This window comes from Vibrio sp. V23_P3S9T160 (assembly GCF_963886625.1).
GTDB lineage: Bacteria > Pseudomonadota > Gammaproteobacteria > Enterobacterales > Vibrionaceae > Vibrio > Vibrio anguillarum.
This window is the reverse complement of the sequence record NZ_CAWPDB010000141.1, coordinates 1-26,267: the sequence shown is the minus strand read 5'-3', so window position 1 is coordinate 26,267 and position 26,267 is coordinate 1. Positions and strand designations below refer to the sequence as shown.

24 protein-coding genes are annotated in these 26,267 nt (G+C 45.0%); 14 read left to right on the top strand and 10 right to left on the bottom strand.

Annotated elements, in window-relative coordinates:
- Positions 1-605 (top strand): hypothetical protein (locus tag AACU59_RS12630; protein ID WP_161437636.1); only part of this gene is annotated, 605 nt, incomplete at its 5' end.
- A gap of 5 nt (positions 606-610) precedes the next feature.
- On the opposite strand, the gene AACU59_RS12625 is transcribed toward AACU59_RS12630, so the two are convergent.
- Together AACU59_RS12625 and focA are read right to left on the bottom strand one after the other, a co-directional pair.
- The gene (locus AACU59_RS12625) at positions 611-982 is read right to left on the bottom strand and encodes a nuclear transport factor 2 family protein (RefSeq protein ID WP_161437635.1); all 372 of its coding nucleotides are present in this window, start codon (positions 980-982) and stop codon (positions 611-613) included.
- A 402-nt stretch (positions 983-1,384) separates the two neighbouring features.
- Complete coding sequence (gene focA / locus AACU59_RS12620; protein WP_026028023.1) at positions 1,385-2,239, bottom strand: formate transporter FocA; 855 nt, start codon at positions 2,237-2,239, stop codon at positions 1,385-1,387.
- Between the two features lie 302 nt (positions 2,240-2,541).
- Here focA and AACU59_RS12615 point away from each other — a divergent pair, with 302 nt between their 5' ends.
- Positions 2,542-2,775: a TIGR02647 family protein gene (locus tag AACU59_RS12615; protein ID WP_010318620.1), complete on the top strand. Its 234-nt coding sequence runs from the start codon at positions 2,542-2,544 to the stop codon at positions 2,773-2,775.
- A gap of 63 nt (positions 2,776-2,838) precedes the next feature.
- Here the strand turns inward: AACU59_RS12615 and AACU59_RS12610 are convergent, their stop codons facing one another.
- The gene (locus AACU59_RS12610) at positions 2,839-3,282 is read right to left on the bottom strand and encodes a PACE efflux transporter (protein ID WP_094144920.1); all 444 of its coding nucleotides are present in this window, start codon (positions 3,280-3,282) and stop codon (positions 2,839-2,841) included.
- 96 nt (positions 3,283-3,378) lie between these two features.
- On the opposite strand from AACU59_RS12610, the gene AACU59_RS12605 reads away from it, so the two are divergent.
- The 3 genes from AACU59_RS12605 to AACU59_RS12595 are packed head-to-tail and all read left to right on the top strand — an operon-like array spanning position 3,379 to position 5,757.
- Positions 3,379-4,269, top strand: coding sequence for a LysR family transcriptional regulator (locus AACU59_RS12605; RefSeq protein WP_017043935.1), 891 nt, complete (start codon positions 3,379-3,381; stop codon positions 4,267-4,269).
- Positions 4,270-4,301: 32 nt separating this feature from the next.
- Entirely contained in the window at positions 4,302-5,132 is an 831-nt protein-coding gene (locus AACU59_RS12600) for an NAD(P)H-binding protein (RefSeq protein WP_094144919.1), read from the top strand.
- Positions 5,125-5,757 (top strand): YdcF family protein, encoded by a 633-nt coding sequence (locus AACU59_RS12595; protein ID WP_094144918.1) that lies wholly within the window; start codon positions 5,125-5,127, stop codon positions 5,755-5,757. Before AACU59_RS12600 ends, AACU59_RS12595 begins: the two co-directional genes overlap by 8 nt.
- Positions 5,758-5,841: 84 nt before the next feature.
- Here the strand turns inward: AACU59_RS12595 and AACU59_RS12590 are convergent, their stop codons facing one another.
- Positions 5,842-6,420, bottom strand: coding sequence for a thymidine kinase (locus AACU59_RS12590; protein WP_026027614.1), 579 nt, complete (start codon positions 6,418-6,420; stop codon positions 5,842-5,844).
- Positions 6,421-6,540: 120 nt separating this feature from the next.
- Positions 6,541-8,316, bottom strand: a complete 1,776-nt coding sequence (aspS, locus tag AACU59_RS12585) for an aspartate--tRNA ligase (RefSeq protein WP_094129337.1) — start codon at positions 8,314-8,316, stop codon at positions 6,541-6,543.
- Between the two features lie 276 nt (positions 8,317-8,592).
- Between aspS and AACU59_RS12580 the strand changes: the two genes are divergently transcribed.
- From AACU59_RS12580 to AACU59_RS12555, 6 genes are all read left to right on the top strand, one after another.
- Entirely contained in the window at positions 8,593-9,459 is an 867-nt protein-coding gene (locus AACU59_RS12580) for a DUF72 domain-containing protein (protein WP_017047720.1), read from the top strand.
- A 99-nt stretch (positions 9,460-9,558) separates the two neighbouring features.
- The gene (cmoA, locus tag AACU59_RS12575) at positions 9,559-10,290 is read left to right on the top strand and encodes a carboxy-S-adenosyl-L-methionine synthase CmoA (RefSeq protein WP_161437634.1); all 732 of its coding nucleotides are present in this window, start codon (positions 9,559-9,561) and stop codon (positions 10,288-10,290) included.
- Positions 10,291-10,384: 94 nt separating this feature from the next.
- Positions 10,385-11,356, top strand: coding sequence for a tRNA 5-methoxyuridine(34)/uridine 5-oxyacetic acid(34) synthase CmoB (gene cmoB / locus AACU59_RS12570; protein ID WP_094144916.1), 972 nt, complete (start codon positions 10,385-10,387; stop codon positions 11,354-11,356).
- A 139-nt stretch (positions 11,357-11,495) separates the two neighbouring features.
- The gene (locus AACU59_RS12565) at positions 11,496-12,248 is read left to right on the top strand and encodes an ATP-dependent zinc protease family protein (RefSeq protein ID WP_026028024.1); all 753 of its coding nucleotides are present in this window, start codon (positions 11,496-11,498) and stop codon (positions 12,246-12,248) included.
- Positions 12,249-12,262: 14 nt separating this feature from the next.
- Positions 12,263-13,768: an inactive transglutaminase family protein gene (locus AACU59_RS12560; RefSeq protein WP_017044665.1), complete on the top strand. Its 1,506-nt coding sequence runs from the start codon at positions 12,263-12,265 to the stop codon at positions 13,766-13,768.
- Positions 13,769-13,770: 2 nt separating this feature from the next.
- A complete protein-coding gene (locus AACU59_RS12555) occupies positions 13,771-14,748 on the top strand; it encodes an alpha-L-glutamate ligase-like protein (RefSeq protein WP_019280854.1) in 978 nt (325 codons plus the stop codon).
- 79 nt (positions 14,749-14,827) lie between these two features.
- On the opposite strand, the gene mukB is transcribed toward AACU59_RS12555, so the two are convergent.
- Genes mukB through cmoM form a run of 4 tightly spaced genes read right to left on the bottom strand, consistent with a single transcriptional unit; the run spans position 14,828 to position 22,125 of the window.
- On the bottom strand, positions 14,828-19,285 hold the full coding sequence (gene mukB, locus AACU59_RS12550; RefSeq protein WP_094144915.1) for a chromosome partition protein MukB: 4,458 nt from the start codon (positions 19,283-19,285) through the stop codon (positions 14,828-14,830).
- The gene (mukE, locus tag AACU59_RS12545; RefSeq protein ID WP_161437633.1) at positions 19,282-20,013 is read right to left on the bottom strand and encodes a chromosome partition protein MukE; all 732 of its coding nucleotides are present in this window, start codon (positions 20,011-20,013) and stop codon (positions 19,282-19,284) included. The genes mukB and mukE overlap by 4 nt, the downstream gene beginning before the upstream one ends.
- A complete protein-coding gene (mukF, locus tag AACU59_RS12540; protein ID WP_094144913.1) occupies positions 19,994-21,331 on the bottom strand; it encodes a chromosome partition protein MukF in 1,338 nt (445 codons plus the stop codon). The genes mukE and mukF overlap by 20 nt, the downstream gene beginning before the upstream one ends.
- Before the next feature lie 2 nt (positions 21,332-21,333).
- Positions 21,334-22,125 (bottom strand): tRNA uridine 5-oxyacetic acid(34) methyltransferase CmoM, encoded by a 792-nt coding sequence (cmoM, locus tag AACU59_RS12535; protein WP_094144912.1) that lies wholly within the window; start codon positions 22,123-22,125, stop codon positions 21,334-21,336.
- Positions 22,126-22,213: 88 nt separating this feature from the next.
- Between cmoM and elyC the strand changes: the two genes are divergently transcribed.
- Positions 22,214-23,038: an envelope biogenesis factor ElyC gene (elyC, locus tag AACU59_RS12530; protein WP_013857069.1), complete on the top strand. Its 825-nt coding sequence runs from the start codon at positions 22,214-22,216 to the stop codon at positions 23,036-23,038.
- A 125-nt stretch (positions 23,039-23,163) separates the two neighbouring features.
- Here elyC and torR read toward each other — a convergent pair whose 3' ends face one another.
- A complete protein-coding gene (gene torR, locus AACU59_RS12525; RefSeq protein WP_017044659.1) occupies positions 23,164-23,877 on the bottom strand; it encodes a two-component system response regulator TorR in 714 nt (237 codons plus the stop codon).
- A gap of 286 nt (positions 23,878-24,163) precedes the next feature.
- Here torR and torD point away from each other — a divergent pair, with 286 nt between their 5' ends.
- On the top strand, positions 24,164-24,811 hold the full coding sequence (gene torD / locus AACU59_RS12520) for a molecular chaperone TorD (protein ID WP_094145276.1): 648 nt from the start codon (positions 24,164-24,166) through the stop codon (positions 24,809-24,811).
- A 269-nt stretch (positions 24,812-25,080) separates the two neighbouring features.
- Positions 25,081-26,088 (top strand): HTH-type transcriptional repressor PurR, encoded by a 1,008-nt coding sequence (gene purR / locus AACU59_RS12515; protein ID WP_026028025.1) that lies wholly within the window; start codon positions 25,081-25,083, stop codon positions 26,086-26,088.
- Positions 26,089-26,267: the final 179 nt, after the last annotated feature.

Sequence of the window (26,267 nt, the reverse complement as noted above, 5' to 3'; positions counted from 1 at the left end):
TTATTAACCAATTCAAAAACGCTCATAATGAACGACCGATTCTATTAGGTGTTCCGCATGATATTGTACATCCACAAATTCCTCAAGCGATAAGAGCATTTCAATTAGTGAACAACCGTGAAATTCGAATCGTTTTAGAATCAACAAGTTTACTCTGGGCTGCTTATGATCGTCGCGAGCTTGATATGATAGTTACGACCGACATTAAAAATTATAATGAATCTATATGCTTAACGAGTAAAAACCTTTCTTGGGTTAGTACGAGGGAAAGTCGTAGTATTAATTATCGACCTCTCCCCGTCATTTTTAGTGAATCATGTATTATTCGAGATATTGCTATATCAGCTCTAGTTGAATCAGGAATTGAGTATCATCTTGTTGAATATGTTGATGGCTTAAGCGAGTCTTTAGCTGCTGTGGCCGCCGATCAAGGCGTCCATGCCCTGATCAGTGACAAATGTCCCCATTATCTTGTAACAGCCGACTCAGAAGTACAATTACCTTTATTACCAGATATAAAGGTTAACCTTACTTTTGATCAGTTTATAGACGAAGACTTGAAAGTTCTATCGAATAATCTGATTAAAGCTTTCACTGATAATTAATACTATTAAGCAGGCCCATATCGTGTAAAAGTTTTAGCTGCAATTTTCCACCCTGTGGCTGTTTTAAGTAAACATAGGTGATCCAGCATAATGCTATCAAAGAGTCTTAGTCGAACTCGAGCTAAAGCCATATTGTCTGACAAAATATCAATCATTGTCACTTCCTCATCCCTTGGTTGCGCCATACTTTCAGGTGAAGCTCTGTTCTCGACTATATCTCGATAGAGACTAAAAGGCCTAACAATAGTTTCATTATCAGTCTGTGAGAATAGAACTGATTCATCTAAAAAAACCTTATCTAAAAGCGCCAAGTCTTGTGTATAAAGTGCTTCAAAATAGGAATCTAAAAATTGTGAAATTTCTGAATGAATGCTCATTGTATTTTCCTTACTTATTGTGATTGGTCTAGTTAATTTAAGCAGTTTAAAATCATAATAACCAATTAAATATTTAAAGATTAGATATTCAAAAAAATCATAACACCATACTTTAGTTTAGATCTCTATAACATAAGGTCTAAAAAGGTTATGATGAGCTTTAACATCTCTAGAATTTCTTCTACAGTGTTTGTCCAAATTCAAAAACTCTTATCACAATTCATCTTACACACTGGCTTTAAAACAGCTTATCCACAGAAAATGTGGATAAGCTGTTTTAAAGGTATAAATAGTGAACAAACACTAGCCGAAGCAGTCAACACCACCTAAGGCGATGGTTTAGAGATGACAACAAAAAGCGGCCTTTAAAGCCGCTTCTAAGATCATCTCTTCAGTAAGGAGTTATTCGTGAGATCCATCTCGAAGGTAAATTAACCAGTACCAAATGCCAACAAAAACACCCCCACCGATGATATTGCCAATCGTCACGGGTAATAGGTTATTGATCAAAAAACCCATTAAGTTAAGGTCTGCGTAGTCGGCAATATTGGCACCCGTCATCTGCCAAAACTCAGCGGGTGCAAAATATTTGATACCAATTGCCATCGGAACTTGGAACATATTAGCGATGCAGTGCTCAAAACCCGCGGCGACAAACATAGCGACAGGTAAAATCATCACCATAATTTTGTCAGTCAAGGTACGACCACTGAAAGTCATCCAGACCGCCACGCACACCAACACGTTACACATAATGCCAAGCGCTACTGCCTGCATAAACTCGTGATGCAATTTATGCTGAGAAATGGCCATCGCATTGAGGCCAACTTGGCCACCATCAAACATATATTGTTTGGAAACAAGCATACAAGCGACAAGCATCAGCGCACCAGCAAGGTTGCCAAAATAGACGATGACCCAGTTTTTAATCAGCATGCTCCAAGAGATTTTGCCACTCGCACGTGCAACCAAAGTCAGCACTGAACTAGTGAATAGCTCACCACCGGTGACCACCACCAGAATAAGACCTAAGCTAAACGCAAAGCCGCCGATAAAACGGCTCAGACCCCAAGCCATATCGCCCGTGCCTGTCGTCACTGTAGTGTAAAAAACGAAAGCAATACCGATATGAATGCCAGCAGAAATGGCAAGAAGGAAAGACTTCATCGGATCTTTCGTCGCTTTTCCAACGCCAGTTTCTGCGGCGCGCTCTGCCATTTGCGGTGGCAATAGGGAATCAAATTGGTTTAAGTTCATGGCAAGTAACATTTTGAAACAAGTTATATAAGGCGCGGATAATCGCTCCATTCCTATGACAATTCAAGAGCTATTTTCTATGTTTACAAAAAATGTGTTTAGCGTGATGAAAATCATAAAAATTTATTGATAGCCCATATCCAGCGTCTATAGATAGCCACTCTCTTGCAAACCAATGATGGATATAACTGTGTGAAATATCCCCAATTTGGTTGCAGATAACATTTCTTACAACAACTGATTGCAGCCAACAGCGCTGCCATCTATGGTGACAAAAAATCATTCACTATATAGGTGTCGAGATGAAATTTACTCAACAAAATATCGCCGAGCTCAATCTACTCCTCCAATTTGATTTAAGCAGCGCTGCGACTGGCATTAAAGTCCGTAATGATGCGTCTGACGACATGCAATCCGCCGTTCAACGTCTTTACGAAAAAGGTCTGTGTACATTACCTGATGGTGGCTATTTAACGGATGAAGGTATCGAAGTGGCCGAGCATGCAGAGCGCGTGCTGCGCGTTTTGAACTCTTAATCTAGCCTGCAAAGGCAGCCATGACTCTGCTGGCTGCCTTGTCCCCTTAAAAACCGCCCTTCTTTATTTGGCCATTCGCTCAATCCAACGTTGATAGGGCTGAATTCGATCATATCCCCAGTTAAACAGTGTGGTGTAGATAAAGAAAAAGGTCAGAAAACCAGCTTCCAAAATCAATGCATCCCACATCGATATGTCTAAAACCCAAGCGATCACCGGAATAGAAATAAAGACGAGCCCACCTTCAAAACCGGTCGTGTGTAACAAGCGTAAGCTAACCGTACGCGCTAATCGGTTGGTACCAAACACTCGGTCGAACAAAACGTTGTATAGATAGTTCCACGCTACGGCAAATAGGCTCAAACCAATACCTATCATGGCTAAATCCCCCGTTCCCTGTCCTGTCAGCAATGCGGAAATTGGAATAATTAACGCTAATGCGGTCACTTCAAACGTTATTGCATGGAAAAGGCGCTCTTTCATCGACAACTCTCTCATTGACATCATTTTTCTCCTCTTTATTCTTCGTCTGAGGTGTTGAATGGACTCATTTTTATCTATATTGAAGATACTAAAAAGTTAGATAGTATCGGTAAATGAGATATGTTGAGTATTGATCAGTTGCAAGCCTTCACCGCAACCGTTGAGAGTGGATCTTTCTCCGGCGCGGCAAGACAGTTGGGCAAAGTTCAATCGGCCGTTAGCCAACACATCATCAATTTAGAAATTGATTGCGGTGTAGAACTGTTTGATCGCTCCGGCCGTTATCCACGATTAACTGCGCAAGGCGAGCGACTTCTACCGTATGCGCAAGCGACGTTGCAGCAACATCAACGCTTAGCGCAACAAGCACAACTGCTTGTTTCCTCACCCAATCAACAGCTTTCGCTTGCGATGGATGAAGGGATCCCGTTACAAGGGTTAACTCATTTATTCAAACAGTTAGCCACACAGTTTCCACACATTGAAATTGAATGTTTAAGTGCATCAAGTACCGATGTGATTGAGATGGTGGAACAAGGTCGCGCTAGCTGTGGGATCATCTTCAGTGAATTGGCCTTACCGAATAACCTTGATTTTGAAAATGTCGGTTCAATCCGTTTTGATGTTTATGTGGCCGCAGAGCATGAATTGGCTCAGCATCAAGCGCCCCATATCGATATGCTAAGATTGCATCGCCAACTCGTTATCCGCTCACGCAGCCATAAAACCAGCAGTTTCCATCAAGCCTTTAGCCCCGAGATATGGTACGCCGATAACTACTATCTATTATTAGAGATGGCGTTAAGCGGTTTAGGATGGTGTTTGCTGCCAAGCTATTTAGCCGAAAGTGAACAAGCGATGGGGAAATTAGTGCGTGTCCCTGTTGAGTTTGAACAGCTGGCTTGGTATACCAACATTGATGTCATTCAGCACCAGCGCATGAGCGCCGATCCTATCCATAAAATGGTCAGGCAGTTGTTGCGCCAGCTTAGCCCACTCACCGATGCCTGATCGGCATACAATCAATACAGGATGTACATTTTATGAGCACCATTACCCTTATTGGCGCAGGTTGGCTAGGCCTTCCTCTAGCGCAAGCTCTTACCGAAAACCACCAAGTCTATGCCAGCCGCACCCAAACGGCAGGAATACTTGAGTTAACGCAACATGGCATCACAGGCTTTGTATGCGATCTTTCTCTGCGCGACCAAAGTTTATCGCAGCACTTTATTGCTCAAAAAAGTGAGATTGTGATAGGTAGCTTTCCACCCGGTTTTCGCAAGGGAAGAGGGCAAGAGTATGCGCAGCAGTGGCAGCATTTAGTCAAGCAAGCAAAGCTGGCTAATGTGCGTAAAATAGTCATGGTCAGCTCAACCAGCGTCTATCCTGACATTGCACAACCAATGAGTGAACAGGATGCCTCCTTGTCACTGGCGCAAAATGACTCAAACTTCAGTGAAGGAGCACGAATTATGTTACAAGCCGAGCAACACGTTATCGATTCAGGGCTAGATTATGTCATTGTACGCTGTAGTGGCTTGATCGGACCAAACCGTCATCCCTCAAGATTTGCAGCGCGTTTGGCGCAAGTCAGCCGGCTTGCACCAGCTAATATGTTGCATCAAAAAGACGCCATTGGTGCACTGATTTTTGCCAGCGAAAAACTCTCCAAACAGGTCGTTAACGCCACCACACCACAAACCGTGAGTAAAGCTGAGTTTTATCAAGCCGCATTGGCGGCCGCCGAGCTAGACTCACCATTGCCGCCAATTGTCGATATTGCAGACAAACGCATCTTAAGCGACAAGCTGAGCCAATTGGGCTATCAATTTCATTATTCACACACGTTAGAGGCTCTGGCACTGAATGAGTAAACATCTCTACCAACACATTGAAACCTTGTGGCAGTACATGCAGATGAAGCATGAGCTCGTCGCGGCCGATATCATTATGGTGTTTTGCAGCAATGATTTGCGCGTGGCTGAGTATGCTGCACATTTGTACCAACAAAATCTGGCTCCCTACCTTCTTTTCTCTGGCGGACAAGGGCGTTTTACTGAGGGTAAATTTGCTAAAAGCGAAGCAGAAACCTTTGCTGACATAGCCAAAGATTGTGGCGTCCCAACCCACGCGATTTTACTGGAAAAAAAGGCGACTCACTCTGGAGAAAATGTACGATTTAGTCACCATCTATTGGTAGAAAAATCGATCACTGCGCAACGTATTATTGTGGTTCAAAAACCCTTCATGGAACGTCGTGCCTACGCCACATTTGTTAAGCAGTGGCCCGCCCCATTTGAGTCATTGATGGTGACCTCTAGCGGAGAGACATTTTTCGATTATCTTGATGAGGATTTCACCGTTGATGTTGTACTGAGTGCACTATTAGACGATTTTGTGCGAGTCCGCGACTACCCAGCACAAGGATTTCAGATTGAGCAACCGATCCCAGACGATGTGACACTTGCTTACCAAGTTCTGAGTCAATTTGAGTGGTAACACAAGTTGTGGGGCATACAAAATAGATAGGGAGGCTTAAACCTCCCTATCGAATAATTTGTTCAAGGCGCAGAAGTAATGAATTTACTTACCCAAGGCTTCTTTATAGTGCTGACGACATACCGACACGTATTTATCGTTACCACCAATAGAGACTTGATCACCTTCGGCAATCGCCACTCCATGTTCATCGGTACGAATAACCATGTTCGCTTTACGGCCACAATGACAAATTGTTTTCAATTCCACCAGCTTATCGGCCCAAGAAAGTAGATATTTACTCCCTTCAAATAGCTCACCTAAAAAATCGGTACGCAAGCCATAGCACAGTACCGGAATGCCGATTTTATCGACCACTTCAGTCAATTGATAAACTTGCTCTTTGGTTAAGAATTGGCACTCATCAACCAAAATACAGTGACGCTTTTGTTGCTCGTGCAGTGCGTTGATCTCATCATACAAATTCGTTTCAGCAGTAAAAAGCTGAGCGTCTGATTCCAATCCTATTCTTGAACTTACTTTACCAACACCATAGCGGTCGTCGATGGCAGCGGTATAGATCACGGGCGTCATACCACGCTCTTGGTAGTTGAAAGAAGATTGTAGAAGAGTGGTTGATTTACCTGCATTCATCGCAGAGTAATAGAAATACATTTGAGCCAAAAGAGAGATTCCTGTCACTAAGTCAATTGGCGAGAGAACAAGGTTCACTCAAATAAAAAAGGATAACCCTACGCAGGGGCAAAAAAGAGGGTGACTTTCGCCACCCTGTTACCGTTGCGTTTATTGCGCTTTTTCTTTTGCGACCGTCACCGCAATCGCCAACTCTTCGAGCGACGCTGGGTTAGCCAGACTCGGTGCATCCGTTAGCAAACAAGCGGCTGCGGTTGTTTTAGGGAAGGCAATCACATCGCGAATATTTTCCGTACCACACAACAGCATCACCAAACGGTCAAGACCGAATGCAAGACCTGCGTGTGGTGGCGTACCAAATTTCAGCGCATCCAATAGGAAGCCGAATTTCAGTTGTTGCTCTTGCGCATCGATACCTAAAATATCAAACACCACAGATTGCATTTCAGCATTGTGAATACGCACCGAGCCACCGCCCACTTCATAGCCGTTTAGTACCATGTCGTAAGCATTTGAATTTGCAACCGCTGGGTTGGCTTGCAGCTCTTGCGCGGTTAAGTTAAGTGGCGCGGTAAATGGGTGATGCATAGCATGCAAGTTACCTTCGTCATCTTCCTCAAACATCGGGAAATCAACAACCCATAGTGGAGCCCATGAATTTTCATTGGTGATCGCCAGATCTTTACCCAATTTCAAACGCAGCGCACCCAAGGCTTCAGTCACCACTTTTATTTTATCGGCACCAAACAAAATGATGTCGCCAGACTCAGCGTGAGTACGCGCCAAAATGCCTTCCACAATGTCAGCCGAAAGGAATTTCGCGACCGGAGATTGAACGCCCTCTAAGCCAGCAGCGCGGTCATTGACTTTCATCCACGCCAAACCTTTCGCGCCATAAATACCAACAAACTCAGCGTAGCTATCAATTTGCTTACGAGTTAATGCCGCGCCACCCGGTACACGAATAACCGCAACGCGTCCTTTGGCATCATTAGCTGGGCCAGAGAAAACATTGAAATCCACATCTTTTACAAGGTCTGCAACATCAACCAATTCCAGTGGGTTACGCAGATCCGGCTTGTCGCTACCATAGCGACGCATCGCTTCGCTGTATGGCATCACAGGGAAATTACCTAAGTCTACATTTAGTAACTCAAGCCACATATTGCGAACCATTTTTTCAGTCACTTCACGCACTTGGTCGGCCGTCATAAATGACGTTTCAATATCGATTTGAGTAAATTCTGGTTGACGGTCAGCACGTAAATCTTCATCACGGAAACATTTTACGATTTGATAGTAACGGTCAAAGCCTGACATCATCAGCAACTGTTTAAACAGTTGTGGCGATTGAGGAAGTGCATAGAAACTGCCTTTGTGCACACGACTTGGTACTAAGTAATCACGCGCACCTTCTGGCGTTGCTTTCGTCAAAACTGGCGTTTCAATATCGAGGAAACCGTGTTCATCAAGGAAGCGGCGTACAAAGCTAGACGCCTTAGCGCGCAGCTTAATACGATCACTCATTTCTGGACGGCGTAGATCTAAGTAACGATATTTTAGACGTTGCTCTTCTGAGTTCTTTTGGTTGAAATCCAGTGGTAAAACATCACTGCGGTTGATAATCGAAATCCCACTCGCGAGAATTTCCACTTCGCCAGTCGCCATCTCTTTATTGATTTGACTTTCTGGACGCGCGCGTACTTCACCAGTTAGCTTAATGCAGAATTCATTACGCAGTTGGTTAGCTACTGCAAATACATCCGCCATATCTGGATCAACCACCACCTGAACGATGCCTTCACGATCTCGCATATCAATAAAGATAAGACCGCCTAAATCACGACGGCGATTAACCCAGCCGCACAACTCCACAGTTTGTCCTGCGAGGGACTTGTTCAGGTGACCACAATAATGGCTACGCATAATGAATTTCCCAATCTCTAATTAGTTATCAATTCTAAGCCGCTCAGCGTCATTATCTGAGCAGCGCAAAGTTCCAGTTATACGCTGAAAGATGTGCAAAATCGACCTTCCAGAATACAATTTGTTGTGTTTTATCAAGGGTTGCTGCTTTTTAAATCAATAATCAACCAAAATAGCAACACCGCTGAGAAATTGCGGCTGATTATAGCGTTAAAATACCAAAATCATCAAAACTCTCGTAGAGTATTTATTTTTAGTAATGGATGAAAGGTCAGTATGATGAATTTACCACTGCGACTCGGCCTTACCATGTGGTCACACGCGGGCTGGCAAAGTACGTTTTACGGCGCGGGAACGCCTGCTGCGCAGCGTCTTGAAAAGTATGCGAGGGTTTTTCATACCGTAGAAGGCAACACTACTTTCTATGCGTCACCTTCCATGAACACAGTGCAGAACTGGCGCGCCGCCACTCATGATGATTTTCGGTTTACGTTCAAACTGCCCAAAGCTATTACCCACGAACATAAGCTCACTGGCTGCCAAGATCAGTTAAAAGATTTTATGATGCTCATGGAGCCTCTGCACTCTCGTGTTGGATTATGGACCATCCAACTGCCAGCTACTTTTGGCCCACAGCACTTAGAGCAGTTGAAAAAATTCTGCGCCTATTTTCCCGCAGGTTTTCCACTGAGTGTTGAAGTGCGGCACCTTGAGTTTTTTGCTAAGGGAGAAGCTGAAAAAGCGCTTAATCAATGGTTAGTTGAATCGTCGGTTGACCGAATCATTATGGATAGTCGTCCTATCTTTTCGGCCAAACCGACGACCGACGTCATCATTGATGCTCAGAAAAAGAAACCTAAAGTCCCTGTTCACGCCATTGCCACGGCACAAACGCCGATGATCCGTTTTATCGGCCACCCAGAATTAGAGGCCAATTACCCCTTTTTTGAAGCGTGGATGACCAAACTGCCACATTGGATCGAACAAGGAAAACAACCTTATCTTATGGTCCACACGCCAGACAATATTGAAGCCCCATTATTAGCCGCCGAACTATACCAACAGCTGCAACAACGACTCACATTACCTACATTGACAACATTTCCAGCTCAAGATGACCAGCACCAAATCACCCTATTTTGATGATCGCGTGCGAGGTTAATGACACGCGCACACTTTTCTCTTAAAATGTGCGCCTTTTTTAAGGTAGTGCAGCCGTCACGCGCCGCTATGAGGTACACCATGAGCAATCATAAAGACATCATCTTTTCTGCCCCAATCGATAAGATTGGTGATTTCACCTTTGATGAACGTGTTGCTGAAGTCTTCCCTGATATGATCCAACGCTCAGTGCCGGGATACAGCAATATTATTTCGGCCATTGGCATGTTAGCTGAGCGCTTTGTTAAACCACACTCTACCATTTACGATTTGGGTTGCTCTTTAGGCGCGGCTACGCTTTCGATGCGTCGTCATATTCGCCAAGAAGGTTGTAAAATTGTGGCGATTGATAACTCGTCCGCCATGGTTGAACGATGCAAGCTGCACATTAACGCCTATCGTTCGGATACGCCTGTCGAGGTGATTGAGGCCGACATTCGTGAGATTGAAATTCATGATGCCTCAGTGGTGGTGCTCAATTTTACGCTGCAATTTCTATCGCCAGAAGATAGGCTCGCACTGCTTGAAAAAATCTACGTGGGTCTTCGCCCCGGTGGCATACTGATTTTATCTGAAAAGTACATTTTTGAAGATGAAACGGCGCATGATCTGCTAATTGACCTTCACCATGATTTCAAGCGAGCCAATGGTTACAGCGAATTAGAGATCAGTCAAAAACGCAGTGCGATTGAAAATGTGATGCGCCCAGACTCCATCACAACACATAAAGCTCGCTTTAAAAAAATTGGCTTTTCAAGTTATGAAGTGTGGTTCCAGTGTTTCAACTTTGGTTCAATGTTCGCCATTAAATAATAGAATGCCGTTTTGGCTTTTTTCCCTAGAAGGCCCAAAACCTGACCAGCCATTTATCTAGGATCTTTTTACCTCATCTAGGAATACGCTTTGCATGTTTAACTTTGCCAATTTTTATCAACTGATCGCTCAAGATACCCGTCTCCAACCTTGGCTAAACGTTTTGCCACAACAGTTGACGGACTGGCAAAATGCAGAGCATGGCGACTTTGACCGCTGGGTTCGTGCGTTAAATAAAATCCCCTCGGGTACACCTGATCTGATTGAGCTCAAACAGTCAGTCACTCTCTCAAATAGCACACCGCTGGCGTTAGGCGAACAGAAGAAATTGGAAAGTTTGCTTAAAACTTTTCATCCTTGGCGCAAAGGGCCCTATCACTTACACGGTATCCATATCGACACTGAGTGGCGATCCGATTGGAAATGGGACCGCGTATTGCCCCACATTTCACCGCTGAAAGACCGTTCTGTGCTGGATGTTGGCTGTGGTAATGGTTATCACATGTGGCGTATGCTTGGCGAAGGTGCTCGCCTGTGTGTGGGTATCGACCCTTCGCACCTGTTTTTAGTGCAGTTTGAAACGGTGCGTAAACTATTGGGTGATGACCAACGTGCTCATCTTCTACCACTAGGCATTGAACAATTACCCGAATTGAATGCCTTTGACACTGTATTTAGCATGGGTGTCCTATACCATCGCCGCTCACCGCTAGATCATCTGATCCAATTGAAAAATCAGTTGGTCACAGGGGGCGAATTGATTCTTGAGACGTTGGTGATTGAAGGCGACGAAAATGCGGTGTTGGTCCCTGTCGACCGCTACGCACAAATGCGTAACGTCTACTTTTTCCCTTCCGCCAAAGCGCTCAAAGTGTGGCTTGAGAAATGTGGTTTTGGTGACGTGCGTATCGTTGATGAGAGCGTCACCTCCGTTGATGAACAACGGACAACTCAATGGATGACGCACAACTCATTACCCGACTATCTTGACCCAAACGACCCGAGCAAAACCGTAGAAGGGTATCCCGCACCACGACGCGCTATTTTGGTAGCAAAAAAACTATAATTGACACAGTTTTAACGCTTGGCTATGCGTATAATACTACCCTTGTCAAAGGATGCCGTACGCATCCTTTTTTATCAGCTAAATTTTGTTAGCTAAACTTCGGTTTATCCGTATTCATTACAAACACATAAGGTCGCAAATGTTTAAGTCTGTAGCCCCCGTCATTGCCATTGCCTTACTGTCAGGTTGCACTCTAACCAATGGTGAACAATACCACCAAGCTACCCTCGCAGCGATTCAAGCTTCCGAATCGAACCTCAGCAACACAATGACCAACCTTGAGCTTCAGCTAAGTAACCAGAATGATTACATTGAAAGCCTTGAAAACCAAATATCAAAACTCGATCGAAAACTAACAAAACTTAAGCAGATCACGACCAATACCCAACAAAAACGTGTAGAAGCAACCAGTAATGATGATGTGATAATTCCAGTCGCTACACCCTCTATTCAAAAATCACGCTATGACGTCATTTTAGGTGAAGTCGAAAAAGTCACGATTGATTCGATCAAACAAACCTTTGATGCTCGAGTTGATACAGGGGCCGCCACCTCTTCACTCAATGCGATTGATATTGAAGAGTTTGAACGTAATGGGAAAAACTGGGTGCGCTTTCATCTTTCCGATGGTGATAGAGCAACAGACGAGAGTAACTGGATTGAATCACCCATTATTCGCTACGTTAAAATTCGCCAATCGACCAACGATGAGATGGAACGCAGAGCCGTTGTTGAGCTGTGGGTAAAATTAGGCAGTATTCACGAAAAAGCACAGTTCACCTTGGCTGATCGCTCTCAAATGAGCCATCCTATTCTTCTAGGCCGCGAGTTTATTCGTGATATCGCGTTAGTCGATGTCAGTCGCAAGTATATCCAAACCGAAACTAAATAGTAGCAAGGACATTTATGACGTCACGAGTTCCATTTTATCTATCCGTTTTATTGCTGATAGTGGCAGGAATCACACTGAGTGTAGTTCGCCACCAAACTTACGGGGTGCCATGGACACCCGGGGAAACTCGCCAAATTTGGGATATTGAAGCACGTGTTGAATTCAATGCGTTAGGCAAAGAAGCCAAAGTCTCTTTAGCTGCGCCTCATACTCAAGATGGATATACTTTGATCAATGAATCGTCATCATCACCAGGTTATGGCGTAGCTTACGTGACTACTGATACGGGCAAACGTGTTGAGTGGTCAATCCGCAAAGCAACTGGCCCACAAACGATTTACTACAAAAGCCAATTTTTAGTCGATCCTCAAGCGAAAGCGGCCCCTATCCCCCCCATCGGTGATGTGGTCAAGCCAACCTTTGACGGCCCAGAAGAAGCAGCGGCTATCGCATTAATTGAACGAGCGAATCAACGCTCGGCGGATAACATCACTTTTACCCGCGAACTGATTAAAAACCTCAATGACGCCGATAGCCAAAACGCCTCTTTGCTGCTTAATAAAATGAGCAAAGTGGACGCCACACAAAAACTGCTGTCATACTCTCAAATTCCCAATAAAGTCGTTGGTGTTATTCAGCTCGAAGATGGTCGCCGCCGTCAAACGATTCAACACATGAACGAAATATGGAATGGCGATCAGTGGGTACTTTTTAACCCTGAAACGGGTACGCAGCCCAACCACCCTAACCTACTGGTTTGGGATGAATCCAACGTTTCACTGCTGGATGTCACGGGTGGGCAAAACAGCCAAGTTCACTTCACTATGCTGTCTCAAGACGTTTCACCTCAAACGGCAACCAATAATAAAATTGAGGCCGACAAACTCTTAAACTTCTCTATTCACAGTTTGCCGCTTGAAGAGCAAGCGATGTTCAAGACCATCATGTTGATTCCTATCGGCGCATTAATTGTGGTGTTCTTGCGGGTGATTATTGGGCTAAAGACCTCAGGTACTTTCATGCCGGTACTGATCGCCGTGGCGTTTGTTCAAACTCAATTACTGACAGGTATCGTGGGCTTTCTGCTTATCGTCGGAACAGGTTTGATCATTCGTAGCTATTTATCGAAATTGAACCTGCTACTGGTAGCACGGATATCGGCGGTCATCATTGCGGTAATACTCATCATCTCTGTCTTTACCGTCGTTGCCTTTAAGATCGGCCTCACCGAAGGGTTATCCATTACCTTCTTCCCGATGATCATTCTCTCTTGGACCATCGAACGCATGTCGATTCTGTGGGAAGAAGAAGGAGCAAAAGAGGTGATTTTACAAGGTGGCGGCTCGCTCTTTACTTCCATCTTAATCTACTTAGCAATGACTAACTCTTATGTGCAACACCTAACCTTTAATTTTATTGGCTTACAGCTGATCGTATTGGCTGCCATTCTGCTATTAGGGACCTATACTGGATACCGTTTAACTGAACTTCGCCGTTTTAAACCGTTAGCCGAGGAGTAAAGATGTTTTCATTATCCGAATACACTTCTCCATTTAAGCTACGTCGTAAAGGCATTATGGGCATGAACAAGCGCAACCATAGCTACATTGGTCGCTATAACGATCGCTCAAAATACCCATTGGTTGATGATAAGTTACAAACTAAATTGATTGCGCAGCGTGCGGGTTGTACTGTGCCAAAACTGATTGGTGTGATCAGTAATCAAGCGGATGTGAAGTCGATCCATGCCATGGTTAAAGAGTGGCCGGGCTTTGTGATAAAACCTGCACGCGGAAGCGGTGGTAAAGGAATTTTAGTGATTATGTCGCACAAGGATGGTGTGTACACTAAACCTTCTGGTGCGACCATCAACCAGCAAGATGTTGAGCGCCACATCAGTAATGCCTTGGCCGGACTATTTTCACTAGGCGGTAAAAATGATGTGGCGGTGGTTGAAAACCTAATTAAGTTTGACGATTGTTTCGAAGGCTTTAGCTATGAGGGTGTGCCTGATGTACGCATTATTGTCTTCAAAGGTTACCCCGTCATGGCGATGATGCGCCTTTCGACTTCGGCTTCTGATGGTAAAGCCAACTTACACCAAGGCGCTGTTGGCGTAGGTCTTGATATTGCGACAGGAAAAGCAGTACGAGCCGTGCAGTTTAATTTACCCATCACTGAGCACCCAGATACCGGCAAAGAGCTCTCAACGCTGCAAGTACCACATTGGAAAAAGCTACTCACCTTAGCCTCTAGCGCTTGGGAAATGACCGGCCTTGGTTATATGGGAACCGACATGGTGTTGGATAAAGAAGAAGGCCCGATGGTACTTGAGCTTAACGCTCGCCCAGGGCTTGCTATCCAGATAGCCAATGGCGCAGGGCTGTTGCCACGCTTGCAGCATATTGAAAGTTTAGGTACGCAACTTATCTATCCCAGCCCCGAAGAACGCGTGGCTTATGCCGCAAAGCAATTCGGTTCAGGTGAGGTAAGCGAGTAACTCTCACCAAATTTAATCACTAAAAAGCCCAATCTCTATCAGGAGTATTGGGCTTTTTTATTAGCGATGGAGGCGATGCTTACAGCATTTCGGCCATCTGCTGTGCTTCTGATTTTGGTTTTTCAGTTTGACCAAAACCCCGTAGACCGACCACATGAACGTGTTCGTGATCTTTAAACACTTTGCGCACTAATTTATAAGTCGTGCCTTTCTCAGGGCTAATGTTCTCTGGCGCAGCAATTAAAAGTTGCATATCCAGACGCTCGCACAGTTCAAACAAGGTTGAAATGGATTTGGCATCCAAACGCGCCGCTTCATCTAAAAACAATAAACGGCATGGAACGATGTCTTTACTGCGTAGACGACGAGATTCCTCTTCCCAACTTTGAATCACCATCAATAAAATAGACTGCCCAGTACCAATCGCTTCACCAGTCGATAACGCGCCCGATTCTGCTTGCAACCAGCCATCGGATCCGCGATTTACTTCAACACTCAGCTCTAAGTAGTTGCGGTAATCCAATAGCTCTTCACCCAATACTTGCGGTGAACGTTGCCCCATATCGATATGCGGGTTAACACGCTGGAACAATTTCGCCATCGCTTCGGAGAAGGTATAACGAGTACTCTCAAACAGATCTTTGTGCTGACTCTGTTTTTCAGATAATCCAGCGAGTAGGATTTCATGGCTCTCGCGTACTTTCACGTTAAGGCGAACGCCTTTCACCTGACCAAAGTTAATGTTAGACAAACCTTGGTTGAGCATCCGAATACGATTTTGCTCACGTTGAATGGTTTTTTTGATGATGCTGGCCACCGATTCAGAACTGATCGCTAAACGGTTTTCACGTTGAGTCAGCTCTTCTGTTAAGCGCGCAAGCTCCACTTCCATCTCTTCAATCGCTTCAACAGGATCATCAGTGCGAATAATGTCTTGGCGAATACGTTCACGCAGATGTTGATACACGGCGATGTAGAACAAGACTTTGCGTTCTGGATGTGTGTTATCTTCCGACAAACGCAGTGCATCGCGTAGGTCGTCATTGCTTGCGACTGCTAAACGCAGCGCGCCCAACGATTTATCCGACATGGAACGCAGTTCATCGGCCGATAGATAAGCCAGCTCACGTTTATGCAAGCGGCGCTCAACATCGTGATCACGCGCTAAACGTAATACAGAGCACCACCCTGCTTTTGCATTCACCACAAATGTGCGCAGATCTTGATAATCTTTTTGCACCTTTTTCAACCGTTTAACTAATGCTTTCATTTCAAGATCAGTTGCGGTCAGTGTACGCTCATACTCGCTCTTACGGGTACGTGAGGCATGCAGACGCTGTTGCAATTCATCACGACGACGTTCAGCACGCTCTTGCGCACCTTCATCGGCATGCACACCAAACTCTTGTAGCTCCTGCTTGAACTCTTGAACCGTTTCCAACTTAGCTTGATGCGAGCTTTTTAAGGCTGCTAGTACTTGGTTATATTGGTTCATTTGGCTTTGAGCCTGTTTGAGCTCATCACGAGTACGGGTACGGGCGCTTTCTGCCTCGACCAATTTGTTTTTGAGCTGCTCACTTAGCTCGCTGCTTTTACTGAGCAGATCAACCGAATCGGAATAGCTAAAATAGTGGCGGCGTTCAATCACGTCTGAAAGTGCAAAGATCTGCACTTTCAATGTCTGAAGAGCTTGATCCGCTTGCTGATATTGTGCAGTGAGTGCATCAAATTGCTGCGGGTCAACCTCAAGCGCTGAAGCAAGCTGTTCTAACTCCGCGATGGCTTTACCGTGCGAGCTTAAAAACGCTTTCGCTTCCGCCAGTTGATTAATGTTCAGCTCAGCTTCATCGAAACGTGCTTGCAATGCCTCATCTTCAATGAGCAACATGTTAGGAGCCAGCTTATCGAGCATCGTTAACGCTTGTTTGCTTAGCTGTAACTGGTTGCGCTGCTGCTGCTCTTTTGCGTCCAATTCAGCCAATACACGGACCAGTTGATTGCGTTGCTCACGTGCAGCTTGCAACGCTTGTTCTGGATCGGCTTCAAAAGCAACTTGGATGTGTGAAGCAACAAATTGGTTAAAGCTGTGGTATAGACGTTGCAGTTTCTGTGAATCAAACGCTGCTTTTGCGTGCTCTTCCACCACTTCTTCGCGCTCGTTACGCAGTAACTCTAAACGTTGTTCGCGCGCGGCTCGGCCAAAGAGTGGGATCTCAGGTAAACGAGAATAACGCATTTGGCGGTTATTGAGCTGAACACATACCGCTCCTTCCAATTCGTCAGCATTGAACGAGCTATCATCAAAGGCATCGACATCCCCTTCAATGATGTACAGATCTTCTGGGCAGTCATCAAGCTCGACCAGCTTCTCTTTGATGCCAGATAAATCCGAAACCACAATCGCATGGCGAGCCGGGCCGTACATGGCACTGAAATAAGGTGCATCGTCAATCGTGATGTCATCGTAAATTTCAGACAATAAAACGCCGCCTAAGCTATCCGCTAATCCTTTCAAGCGAGGATCATTTGAACCACCAGGAGACGCCAAGCGCTCGATTTCATTTTCAAGCTGCGCGCGACGTTCTGCCAGCTTATCTTTAGCGATTGATTGTGCTTTTTCTTGCTCAAGCACTTGCTGCATCTGCGCCATCACAGCTTGGCTATTTTCTAATGTTGCACCACTTTGTTCGCGTAAGGTATGCAATGCATCGTTGGCAGCAATCCAAGTCGGAGCGATCGATTCCAGTCGTTGAATTTCAGCCTGTTTATCTTGCTCGGTACGGCGCTGCTCACTGCGCTGCTCACGCAGCGCTTCTTGTTCATATTCCAGCGATTCAATCAGAGCGGCGTGGCGCTCGCGCTCTTGCTCTAGTGCTAGCTCATCGTGCAAGTCAATATGGTGTTGCTTTTGGTATTCAGCCACGGACTGACGCGCCACTTGCTGCTGATTTAAGCGACGTTCCAGATCTCGCTGCTGCGCATACCACTGTGCTTCATTTTGGCTGATTTGCTGGGCGTTACGCGCTTGCTGCATGATGGCTTTTGCATGCTGAGCGGCATCGTGACGAGGCACTTCACCCACCACACTGCGCACCAGTTTCAGTGCCTGCTCAAACTGTTCGACTGCGGCCGAAGACATGTCCAATTTATGCTTTAACGCTAATAAGGTGGTAGTGTTAGCGTCTTGCTGATGCTTGAGATCAGAAACCTGTGCTTGGGCACGCTCTGGTGTTAACTGCTCATCATTTAGCAACTGTTTGGCTTTATCGAGCGCCTGTACGGCTTGTTGATATTGCAAGGCTCGCGTTTGTTGAACATCTAATGCTTGTTGGTAATCGGCCAGTTGACTCTTTAAGCTATCGACCTCATCTTCAGAGATAATCGCTTGCTCTTCAGCCATCATGACGCACTCTTGCGCCTCTTCCACCACCATCATCTGCTCTTCCAGGCGAATAGTGAGCTCTTGCAAATCCTCTTGATAGCGTTCAATTTTCTCTTGCTGACGCAGTGCGTTTTGCACCAGTTGCAAGTGATCAGAAGCGGCTTGGTGATCTTGCTCTAAGGTAGATTCTTGCTCTAACAGCAGTTCAAGCTCTTCTTGAACTTGATTGAGTAATCGATTTTGCTCAATCAATGTATGGCGAGAACCGAACAACTCGTTACGCAACGCGAGCGTTTGCTCTAGCTTATTGTGGCGATCGTTGGCGTGGCGCATGTAATCCGCGGCCACGTAATTTGTCGATTCGGTAATCAGGTGCTTGAAGAGATCGCGATCCGCTTGCGTGGTTTTGATCGCTTCTAATGTCATGCGGTTTTCACGTAACGCCGATTCCATATCTTGGAATGCTTTCTTCACACCACCATTTTGTGGCAACAGATAATCACGCAACGAGCGAGTAATGGCACTGGAAATACCGCCGTATAAAGAAGCCTCAATCAAGCGATAGAATTTTGAACGGTCACTGCTGTTACGCAGTTTTTTCGGCACCACGCCAAATTCAAACATTTGCGCGTGATAATCCACAATGGAGCTAAATGCTTTAAAATGCGCCCCTTCAATTTTCGCGACAATCTCTTTCACTTCATTGAGTTGACGCACGCGCGCGTGGTTGTCTGAGACGTTTTCAATCAGCACATCGGTTGGTTTGACATGGCTTGGCAAGCCTTGAATCACAAACGGTTTGATATCAACTTTTTTATCGCGCCCCGCCACCTGTTGTAGCTTAACGCCAAACAGTAAACGCTGTTTGCGTGAATTCACTACATCCAACGCGGCGTAACATGCGCCCGCTTGCAGTTTACCGTATAAGCCTTTATCGCGAGACGCTTGTGAGCTGCCCGCTTCGGTGGTGTTTCTAAAATGGAGCAAACTTTGATCTGGGATCAAGGTGGTGATAAATGCCGCCATGGTGGTCGATTTGCCCGCACCGTTACCGCCTGACAAGGTGGTAACTAATCCATCAATATCAAAAGTACGAGCAAAAAAGCCGTTCCAATTGATCATGGTTAGCGATTGATATTTACCTCTCTCAATCATGCTTCACCTTCCCATTCTGTTTGCTCGTTAACATTTTGTTCTTCAATCTCGTCTTCGTTATCCAGCAAGCTGCCTTGATTCGGCTCTTGGGCGTGGACAACCGCTTCACCATCGCGGATCAAACGCAGTTGCGCTTCACGCATGTCGTCACCAATACGCACATCGGCACCAAAACGAAATACGGCTTCGCTAATGCGGAATTTATTGGTATCACCTAAATGGATGATCATCCCCAAACGACGTAAACGACGCAGTGAGGTACGCACTTTTTCAGACAGCTTTTCTTTGTCTAAGTCTGAACCGCTGGCTCGGTTGGTGACGAGCTTCATCAGTTTTTTTTCATCGGCCAGAGACAGTAGCTCTTCGTACAATTCTTGATTAGTAAAGATGCCTTCGTGCGCAAGGCGTTCAGGACTCAAATAAAGAAAACAGAGCACTTTGCCGACCAGCATATCCAACTCAGACAGCACGCTACGATTGATTAAAGCAGTAGAGCGAGGACGCAGGTAAAAAAAGCCTTCCGGCGCTTTGACTAATTCGGTGTTATAGCGTTGGTAAAACAGCGCTAAATCGGGCTCAAAATCCAATAAAAAGGTGTGATTATCCAAATCATCACTAGAAACATGACGCCCAGCTCGAAGCTGGCTATCTAGCGCAGGAAATAAAGGATTTGAAATCGCTTTAGCCAGATTTTCTGGCATGTATTCATTAATATCTGTCGATGACATTTGCTTGTACCTTTGCACCAAAATCGTTGATCGCTTGCCAGTCAGGTTGGATGGCTTGGTAATCTTGCTCTGAGTAGCCAAGTCTCAGCGCTTGATCAACAATAATTCGCGCTAAATCAAAATGATGTGTATGGGGATGAGTGGCGAGGTAGTCTCTAAGTACTCGTCCTAAATCAATTGGCATCCCTTGATCTTTATGACCTTTGAGCATGCTGCCGATACGCAAGGAGAGCTCATCATTGACTTGCTGGAACTCTTCGTACTCCACTTCTGGAGGCACTTGCCCCATCACCTCATCATCTCTTAACACGAGAGCTTCATCACGCAGGTCGGTTAAACGCTCAGCATCGGCATAAGTGAGATACCAAGGCGCGTCAAAATAGTCGCTGAGTGATTGACGTAAACGCTGGCTAAACGCTCGGTTTTGGTCCATATCAATGGCGGTACGAATGAATTTATGGACATGGCGGTCGTAGCCAATCCAGAGATCGATCGCCTGTTGTCCCCAACTGGTGATGCGATCAAGTTTCATCTGTAATCCAAACAGGATTTCTTCAATAAATTCGAGTTCGGCTTCGCCATAAACCAATTCTTGAATATCCAAAATTTGCGTTTGCAGCTCATCCCCCGCCGCTTGTAAAGTGTCTTGCAGTTCACGCAGCGTTGAAGAGGTTTCAGACAATAACGATTCACAGTTGTTGATCGCTTCACGCCAATCTTTATTCAGCAACTCTGCGATTTGCAGTTTGACCGATTGCTGCTGCTCGTCCATCACACGTTGGTTTAAATCTATACGATCAAAAATTTCCCCTACCGAGTATTTTAATACGCCGTAGACGTTCTTTTTCCAATGCCCGGGAGTACCGCCTTTATTCGCGGCTTCAATCGCCTTGGCCATTTCATCGGCGACCATAGAAAGCTGAATTGAGAGCTTCAGCTTGGAAAACTCTCTATGGCGGACGTAGTAGTCCGTAATGCCAATAGCCAACGGTGACAAACGGTAAATGCTAACGCCATCAGTCATCTCGCTGGTGAAGCGGCTCATTAAGCGCTGTTTTACCAACTCATTGATCGCATTATTAGCACGAAATGCGGAGGCTTCACCGGTTTCTTCAAATAAGCGAGTTACGATGGCAAACGCATCGTGTAACTCACCTTCACCTAATTCTTCATCAAACCTTTCGTTACTCAATACTGCAATGGCAATAAGGAACGCCAGTCGTTCTGTCGTCAGGTTCAATGAGAAATCATGCTGCTTTACCCAACCAACCAATTCATCAATAGGTTGCTGTGCAGCGTTCTGAGTCATCTCACTCATTGTTATTCCTGCTCTATTTTCTTTTTCGCCCATACATGAATGTATCGACCTAGCGAGAGGTACGGCTCTTGTCTACATAATTGTTGTTCGAGTGCCAGTACATCTTCATATTGGTAGTCACCCATATTTTTCACATTCCCAATATAGTCACTGAATGATCGGATGCCCGATTTTCCACAAATCTCAAATCCTGATTCTTCGATCCATTGATACACTTCTTCAGGTTTTAGCCCTTGCTGAGGCTGGAGCTTAAACCGCTTGCGATGCGGCATGCCCTCCAATACATGGGGAATGTTGCCACAGACAACGTTTTTGTACACCAAGCCATGATGGTTATAGAACATGATTGATGCCATACCACCTGGCCTAACTTGCTCTAACAAATTCTGCAATGCGGGTTTTGGCTCGGCTAACCATTCCATCACCGCGTGAAACAACAACACATCCACTGGCGCACTAAGGTGCGATTGGATGGATTGCACGGGGGAATGTACCAACCGATACTGCTCAAGCAGACCATTTTTGCAGATCTCTTGTTCGGCTAGCTGGAGCATTTCCGAGGATAAATCACACAGCGTGATTTGGTGTCCAAGCTTGGCTATTTTTTGTGACATTTGTGCCAAACCGCCGCCAGCATCAAGCACTTGCAAAGGTTTTGGGTGGTTGCTCAACAAAGCGAGCAGTTGCTCAAGATCTTGCCAAACAATGACTTGACGAATTTCACCTTTGTCAGAGCCGTATATGTTTTTTGCAAATTTGTGGGCAATATCGTCGAAATTCCGGTCTTCAGTCACAGTGGCTTGAGTTATGATAGCGAATCGTGCTGCTATTCTGTCATAGGAATGGCAGGAATAAAGGGGCTTTGTTCCTTTTTATTATCAAGTGGTGTTTTTTCGGACTATTTTGTATATGTTTGAGCTGAAAAAAGTTATTTCCTCATTATTAATGCCTCTTCCGGCAATGCTAATCCTCGGTTTTGTCGGATTAATGCTCATAATGTTCACCGTCAGACGTAAGACTGGCTGTATGTTTGTCCTCTTCTCTTTAGTGGGGATATTTCTTATCTCTTTCCAACCCTTTGCAACGCGCATGTTAATGCCTTTGGAAAGACAATACTCGGCTTTTCTCCCCGTTGATGGCACCATCGATTATGTGATGGTTTTAGGTAGCGGCCACGTAGTGGATGACCAAATCCCGCCGACCTCGGAACTCAGCCGCACTGCGTTGGTACGCTTAAACGAAGGCATACGTGTCATGCGTATGTACCCCGGCTCAAAGTTGATTTTATCAGGCTACTCTGGCGGGTCGGAATTTAGCCATGCGCGCATGCTAGCCGTGGTGGCACTCGCGCTTGGAGTGAATAAATCCGATATTATTTTGCTAGAAACAGCTAAAGATACTTGGGAAGAAGCACGACAAGCCGCCGCCTTTGTTCAACAGCGTAGGCTGGTTTTGGTAACGTCAGCCAGTCATATGGAAAGAGCGTTAAAAGAGTTTAATTCTGCAGGTATTGACCCAATACCTGCGCCAACCAATTTCTTAGCGCAAACGAATATTGAGCAACCTTGGGAAAAATACGCTCCTCGAGCGCGTTATTTAGAACAAACCGAGCGTTACTGGTATGAAACGTTAGGGCTGCTGTGGCAAGACTTACGTGATTGGGCCTCCGGGCATGGCGATACAGAGTTGGACATCAATAGCAATTAGCTATTATATTCAACCCAAAACGGAGCCACTTATGTGCTCCGTTTTTCTTGGTAATCGCGGCTACAAAAAATCATGGGAATAAAAAGGCACGGCCCAACGCCAATTTTACACACACGACCACTCAGCTAATCGCCAGCGAACATATAGCCTTCACCGTGCACAGTCACAAAGATTTGCGGATTCTTGGGATCAAACTCCATCTTCGCCCTCATGCGTCGAATCAGTACATCAATCGTTCGATCGTTAGGTGCATCCACACGATGGCTGATCATATTTAAAATACGTTCACGGCTAAGGACTTGATTCGGATATGACGACAAGGCAACTAATAGCTCATATTCCGCTTTGGTCAGTTTTACGGGCTCACCATTACGGCTCAGCGCTCGGCGCTGGATATCAAAGGTCCACTCGCTAAAGCGCACTAAATTCGTATTGTGAGATACACCGCTCTCTTCGTTCAGTTTGTTTTTTGCGGTCGAGATCCGCCACAGCAAGTTTTTCACTCTCACCAGCAATTCGCGCAATTCAAAAGGTTTCGTTACGTAATCATCGGCCCCCATTTCAAGACCAACAATCTTATCAATGCTATCCGTGCGCCCTGTCACTAATATGATGCCAATATCAGATTGGCTGCGTAGCTCACGCGTTAACATTAAACCATCTTCACCGGGTAAATTAATGTCTAGCATAATCAGATCTATCGCGCTGTTTTTCAAAGCATCTCTCATCTGAGTACCGCTTTCCGCTTGCGTTACCATATAACCTTCGCTTTGAAAGTATCCAGCTAGCTTGCTGCGAGTGACTGCATCATCTTCAACTACTAATACGTGATAGCTCATTTACACCACTTTACTCTATAGAAATGTTCAAACCTCGGCTCGAGATTCTGTACAAAGCCATTCTATTCATAAATAGTCATAATTCTAGTCGTATCACTTTTAAAATTAAGAAAGATGAGAGTTTATTGATTCAAAACAACCTTCCAGACATCCATTAACTTAATGAAAAAATCACTCATATTTTTTCATTTTCTTAGCGACTGCTATTCATTTTTATTAGTTACACTTAGATCAATTACTTTTTAAAAACGATTTTCGCAAAACCACCCCTTGGAGAGCCAATACCATGCAAGACATCAAAGCTTTTAATGAACAGCGTGCCGAGATTTATTGGTGGCTTTCGAGCTTATTTGTGAAAGAACTTTCGGAGCATGAATTAGAGCAATACTATACGCCCGCTATTCGCACATTTCTTTCAGGATTAGCAGAAAACGCGACACTTAAACCTGCCATTGATAAATTAGTTGATGCACTGAACCGATTGCAAGACAAAGAAGACGCACAGCTTGAGCTCGCAGCCGATTTCTGTGATCTTTTTTTAAAATCCAATAAGGAGTCCGCGCTACCCTATGCCTCAATTTACATTGGAAAATCAGGGTTGCTCAATGACGAACCAGCCAGAGCAATGTCGGATTTGATGGCAGCCCATCACATTACAGTCAACGATGCACTCAACGAACCCGCCGACCACATTGCGATTGAACTGGATTTCTTAGGTAACTTGATCATTCGCTCCAATGAGCTTGAACAAGAGACACACCTTGAACAAGCCTTTACACAGCAGTGTGATTTTATTGAACAACATTTGCTCTCTTGGATCCCACAATTCCATCTTCGCTGCCAACAAATTGATCAATTTGGTTTTTACGGTGCCGCAAGCGAATTGTTGGTCGCGTTTCTTCACTTAGACCGCGACTATTTATCAAACCAGTGAGATAACCTGGTTAATACCAATTACTAAATCGGTCAATTGTGACTGTTGACCGATTTATTCGGTGGATTTTTCGTTGCTTGATGGACATTTGCGGACTAGAATCTTGACCGCAAACGATAAAAAATGAATTTAAGATGCAACCGCTGATTAGAGGCGGTTTTTGTGTTTTTACTACTTTTAGGCTTCAATATGACACTGATAGGCCTAATACCGCTGAATTGCTCTTCGTGACTATCACTTTCAGCAGTTATCGACAGGACAGAGAATTTATGGCTACGATTAAAGACGTTGCACGCTTAGCGGGCGTATCAACCACCACGGTATCGCATGTAATCAATAAAACTCGCTTTGTGGCTGAAGCAACCCAAGAACGAGTGATGGAAGCGGTATCAGAGCTTAACTATGCACCAAGTGCAGTCGCTCGCAGCTTAAAATGCAACACCACCCGTACCATTGGTATGTTAGTGACCCAATCGACAAACTTATTTTTTTCTGAGGTTATCGATGGTGTTGAAAGTTACTGCTACCGCCAAGGCTACACACTTATTTTGTGCAATACCGGCGGTATTTACGAGAAGCAACGCGACTACATCCGCATGCTAGCGGAAAAACGTGTCGATGGTATGTTGGTCATGTGCTCGGACCTCACCCAAGAACTGCTTGAGATGCTTGATCGTCATTCAGACATTCCGAAAGTTATCATGGACTGGGGCCCTGAAAGTTCTCAAGCCGATAAAATTATTGATAACTCAGAGGAAGGCGGATATCTCGCCACCAAATACCTTATTGATCATGGCCATACTGACATTGCTTGCTTAAGTGGGCACTTCGAAAAAGCGGCGTGCCAAGAGCGTATTCAAGGGTTTAAGCGTGCTCTTGCCGAAGCAAGCCTAACCGTTCATGAAGATTGGATTTTGGAAGGTAACTTCGAGTGTGATACTGCGGTGCTCGCCGCCGACAAGATCGCCGCCATGGACAAGCGCCCAACGGCTGTTTTTTGCTTTAACGATACAATGGCTCTCGGTTTAATGAGTCGCTTGCAACAAAAAGGCATCCGTATTCCTGATGACATGTCTGTTATTGGTTATGACAATATTGAACTTGCTGAGTATTTCTCGCCACCGTTAACCACGGTTCACCAGCCAAAACGACGAGTAGGGAAAAACGCCTTTGAAATCCTATTGGAACGCATTAAAGACAAAGAGCATGAACGTCGTGTGTTTGAGATGCATCCCGAGATTGTTGAACGCAACACAGTAAAAAACATAACGAAATAGTGTCATTATTTAAAGCAAGCGACAAATGTCAATTTTATGGATTTTCCTATATTCGAGACAGAACGCCGTATTAAATAATAGTAAATTTGGAATGAGCATCACGCAAATAATAAATAAACGTGATGCTCATCCAAAAATTTATATATTCTTACTATTAGAAGTCACGCACAGGGCAAACC

Bases quoted from the DNA above. Each gene is read 5' to 3' on its own strand.
- torR (WP_017044659.1), bottom strand. From the start codon at position 23,877: ATGAGCTATCACGTATTAGTAGTTGAAGATGATGCAGTCACTCGCAGC.
- AACU59_RS12610 (WP_094144920.1), bottom strand. From the start codon at position 3,282: ATGATGTCAATGAGAGAGTTGTCGATGAAAGAGCGCCTTTTCCATGCA.
- focA (WP_026028023.1), bottom strand. From the start codon at position 2,239: ATGAACTTAAACCAATTTGATTCCCTATTGCCACCGCAAATGGCAGAG.
- AACU59_RS12625 (WP_161437635.1), bottom strand. From the start codon at position 982: ATGAGCATTCATTCAGAAATTTCACAATTTTTAGATTCCTATTTTGAA.
- torD (WP_094145276.1), top strand. From the start codon at position 24,164: ATGCAAGACATCAAAGCTTTTAATGAACAGCGTGCCGAGATTTATTGG.
- AACU59_RS12615 (WP_010318620.1), top strand. From the start codon at position 2,542: ATGAAATTTACTCAACAAAATATCGCCGAGCTCAATCTACTCCTCCAA.
- AACU59_RS12600 (WP_094144919.1), top strand. From the start codon at position 4,302: ATGAGCACCATTACCCTTATTGGCGCAGGTTGGCTAGGCCTTCCTCTA.
- purR (WP_026028025.1), top strand. From the start codon at position 25,081: ATGGCTACGATTAAAGACGTTGCACGCTTAGCGGGCGTATCAACCACC.
- cmoB (WP_094144916.1), top strand. From the start codon at position 10,385: ATGTTTAACTTTGCCAATTTTTATCAACTGATCGCTCAAGATACCCGT.
- AACU59_RS12580 (WP_017047720.1), top strand. From the start codon at position 8,593: ATGATGAATTTACCACTGCGACTCGGCCTTACCATGTGGTCACACGCG.
- cmoA (WP_161437634.1), top strand. From the start codon at position 9,559: ATGAGCAATCATAAAGACATCATCTTTTCTGCCCCAATCGATAAGATT.
- AACU59_RS12595 (WP_094144918.1), top strand. From the start codon at position 5,125: ATGAGTAAACATCTCTACCAACACATTGAAACCTTGTGGCAGTACATG.
- mukE (WP_161437633.1), bottom strand. From the start codon at position 20,013: ATGTCATCGACAGATATTAATGAATACATGCCAGAAAATCTGGCTAAA.
- mukB (WP_094144915.1), bottom strand. From the start codon at position 19,285: ATGATTGAGAGAGGTAAATATCAATCGCTAACCATGATCAATTGGAAC.
- AACU59_RS12605 (WP_017043935.1), top strand. From the start codon at position 3,379: ATGTTGAGTATTGATCAGTTGCAAGCCTTCACCGCAACCGTTGAGAGT.
- AACU59_RS12560 (WP_017044665.1), top strand. From the start codon at position 12,263: ATGACGTCACGAGTTCCATTTTATCTATCCGTTTTATTGCTGATAGTG.
- aspS (WP_094129337.1), bottom strand. From the start codon at position 8,316: ATGCGTAGCCATTATTGTGGTCACCTGAACAAGTCCCTCGCAGGACAA.
- AACU59_RS12555 (WP_019280854.1), top strand. From the start codon at position 13,771: ATGTTTTCATTATCCGAATACACTTCTCCATTTAAGCTACGTCGTAAA.
- AACU59_RS12565 (WP_026028024.1), top strand. From the start codon at position 11,496: ATGTTTAAGTCTGTAGCCCCCGTCATTGCCATTGCCTTACTGTCAGGT.
- mukF (WP_094144913.1), bottom strand. From the start codon at position 21,331: ATGAGTGAGATGACTCAGAACGCTGCACAGCAACCTATTGATGAATTG.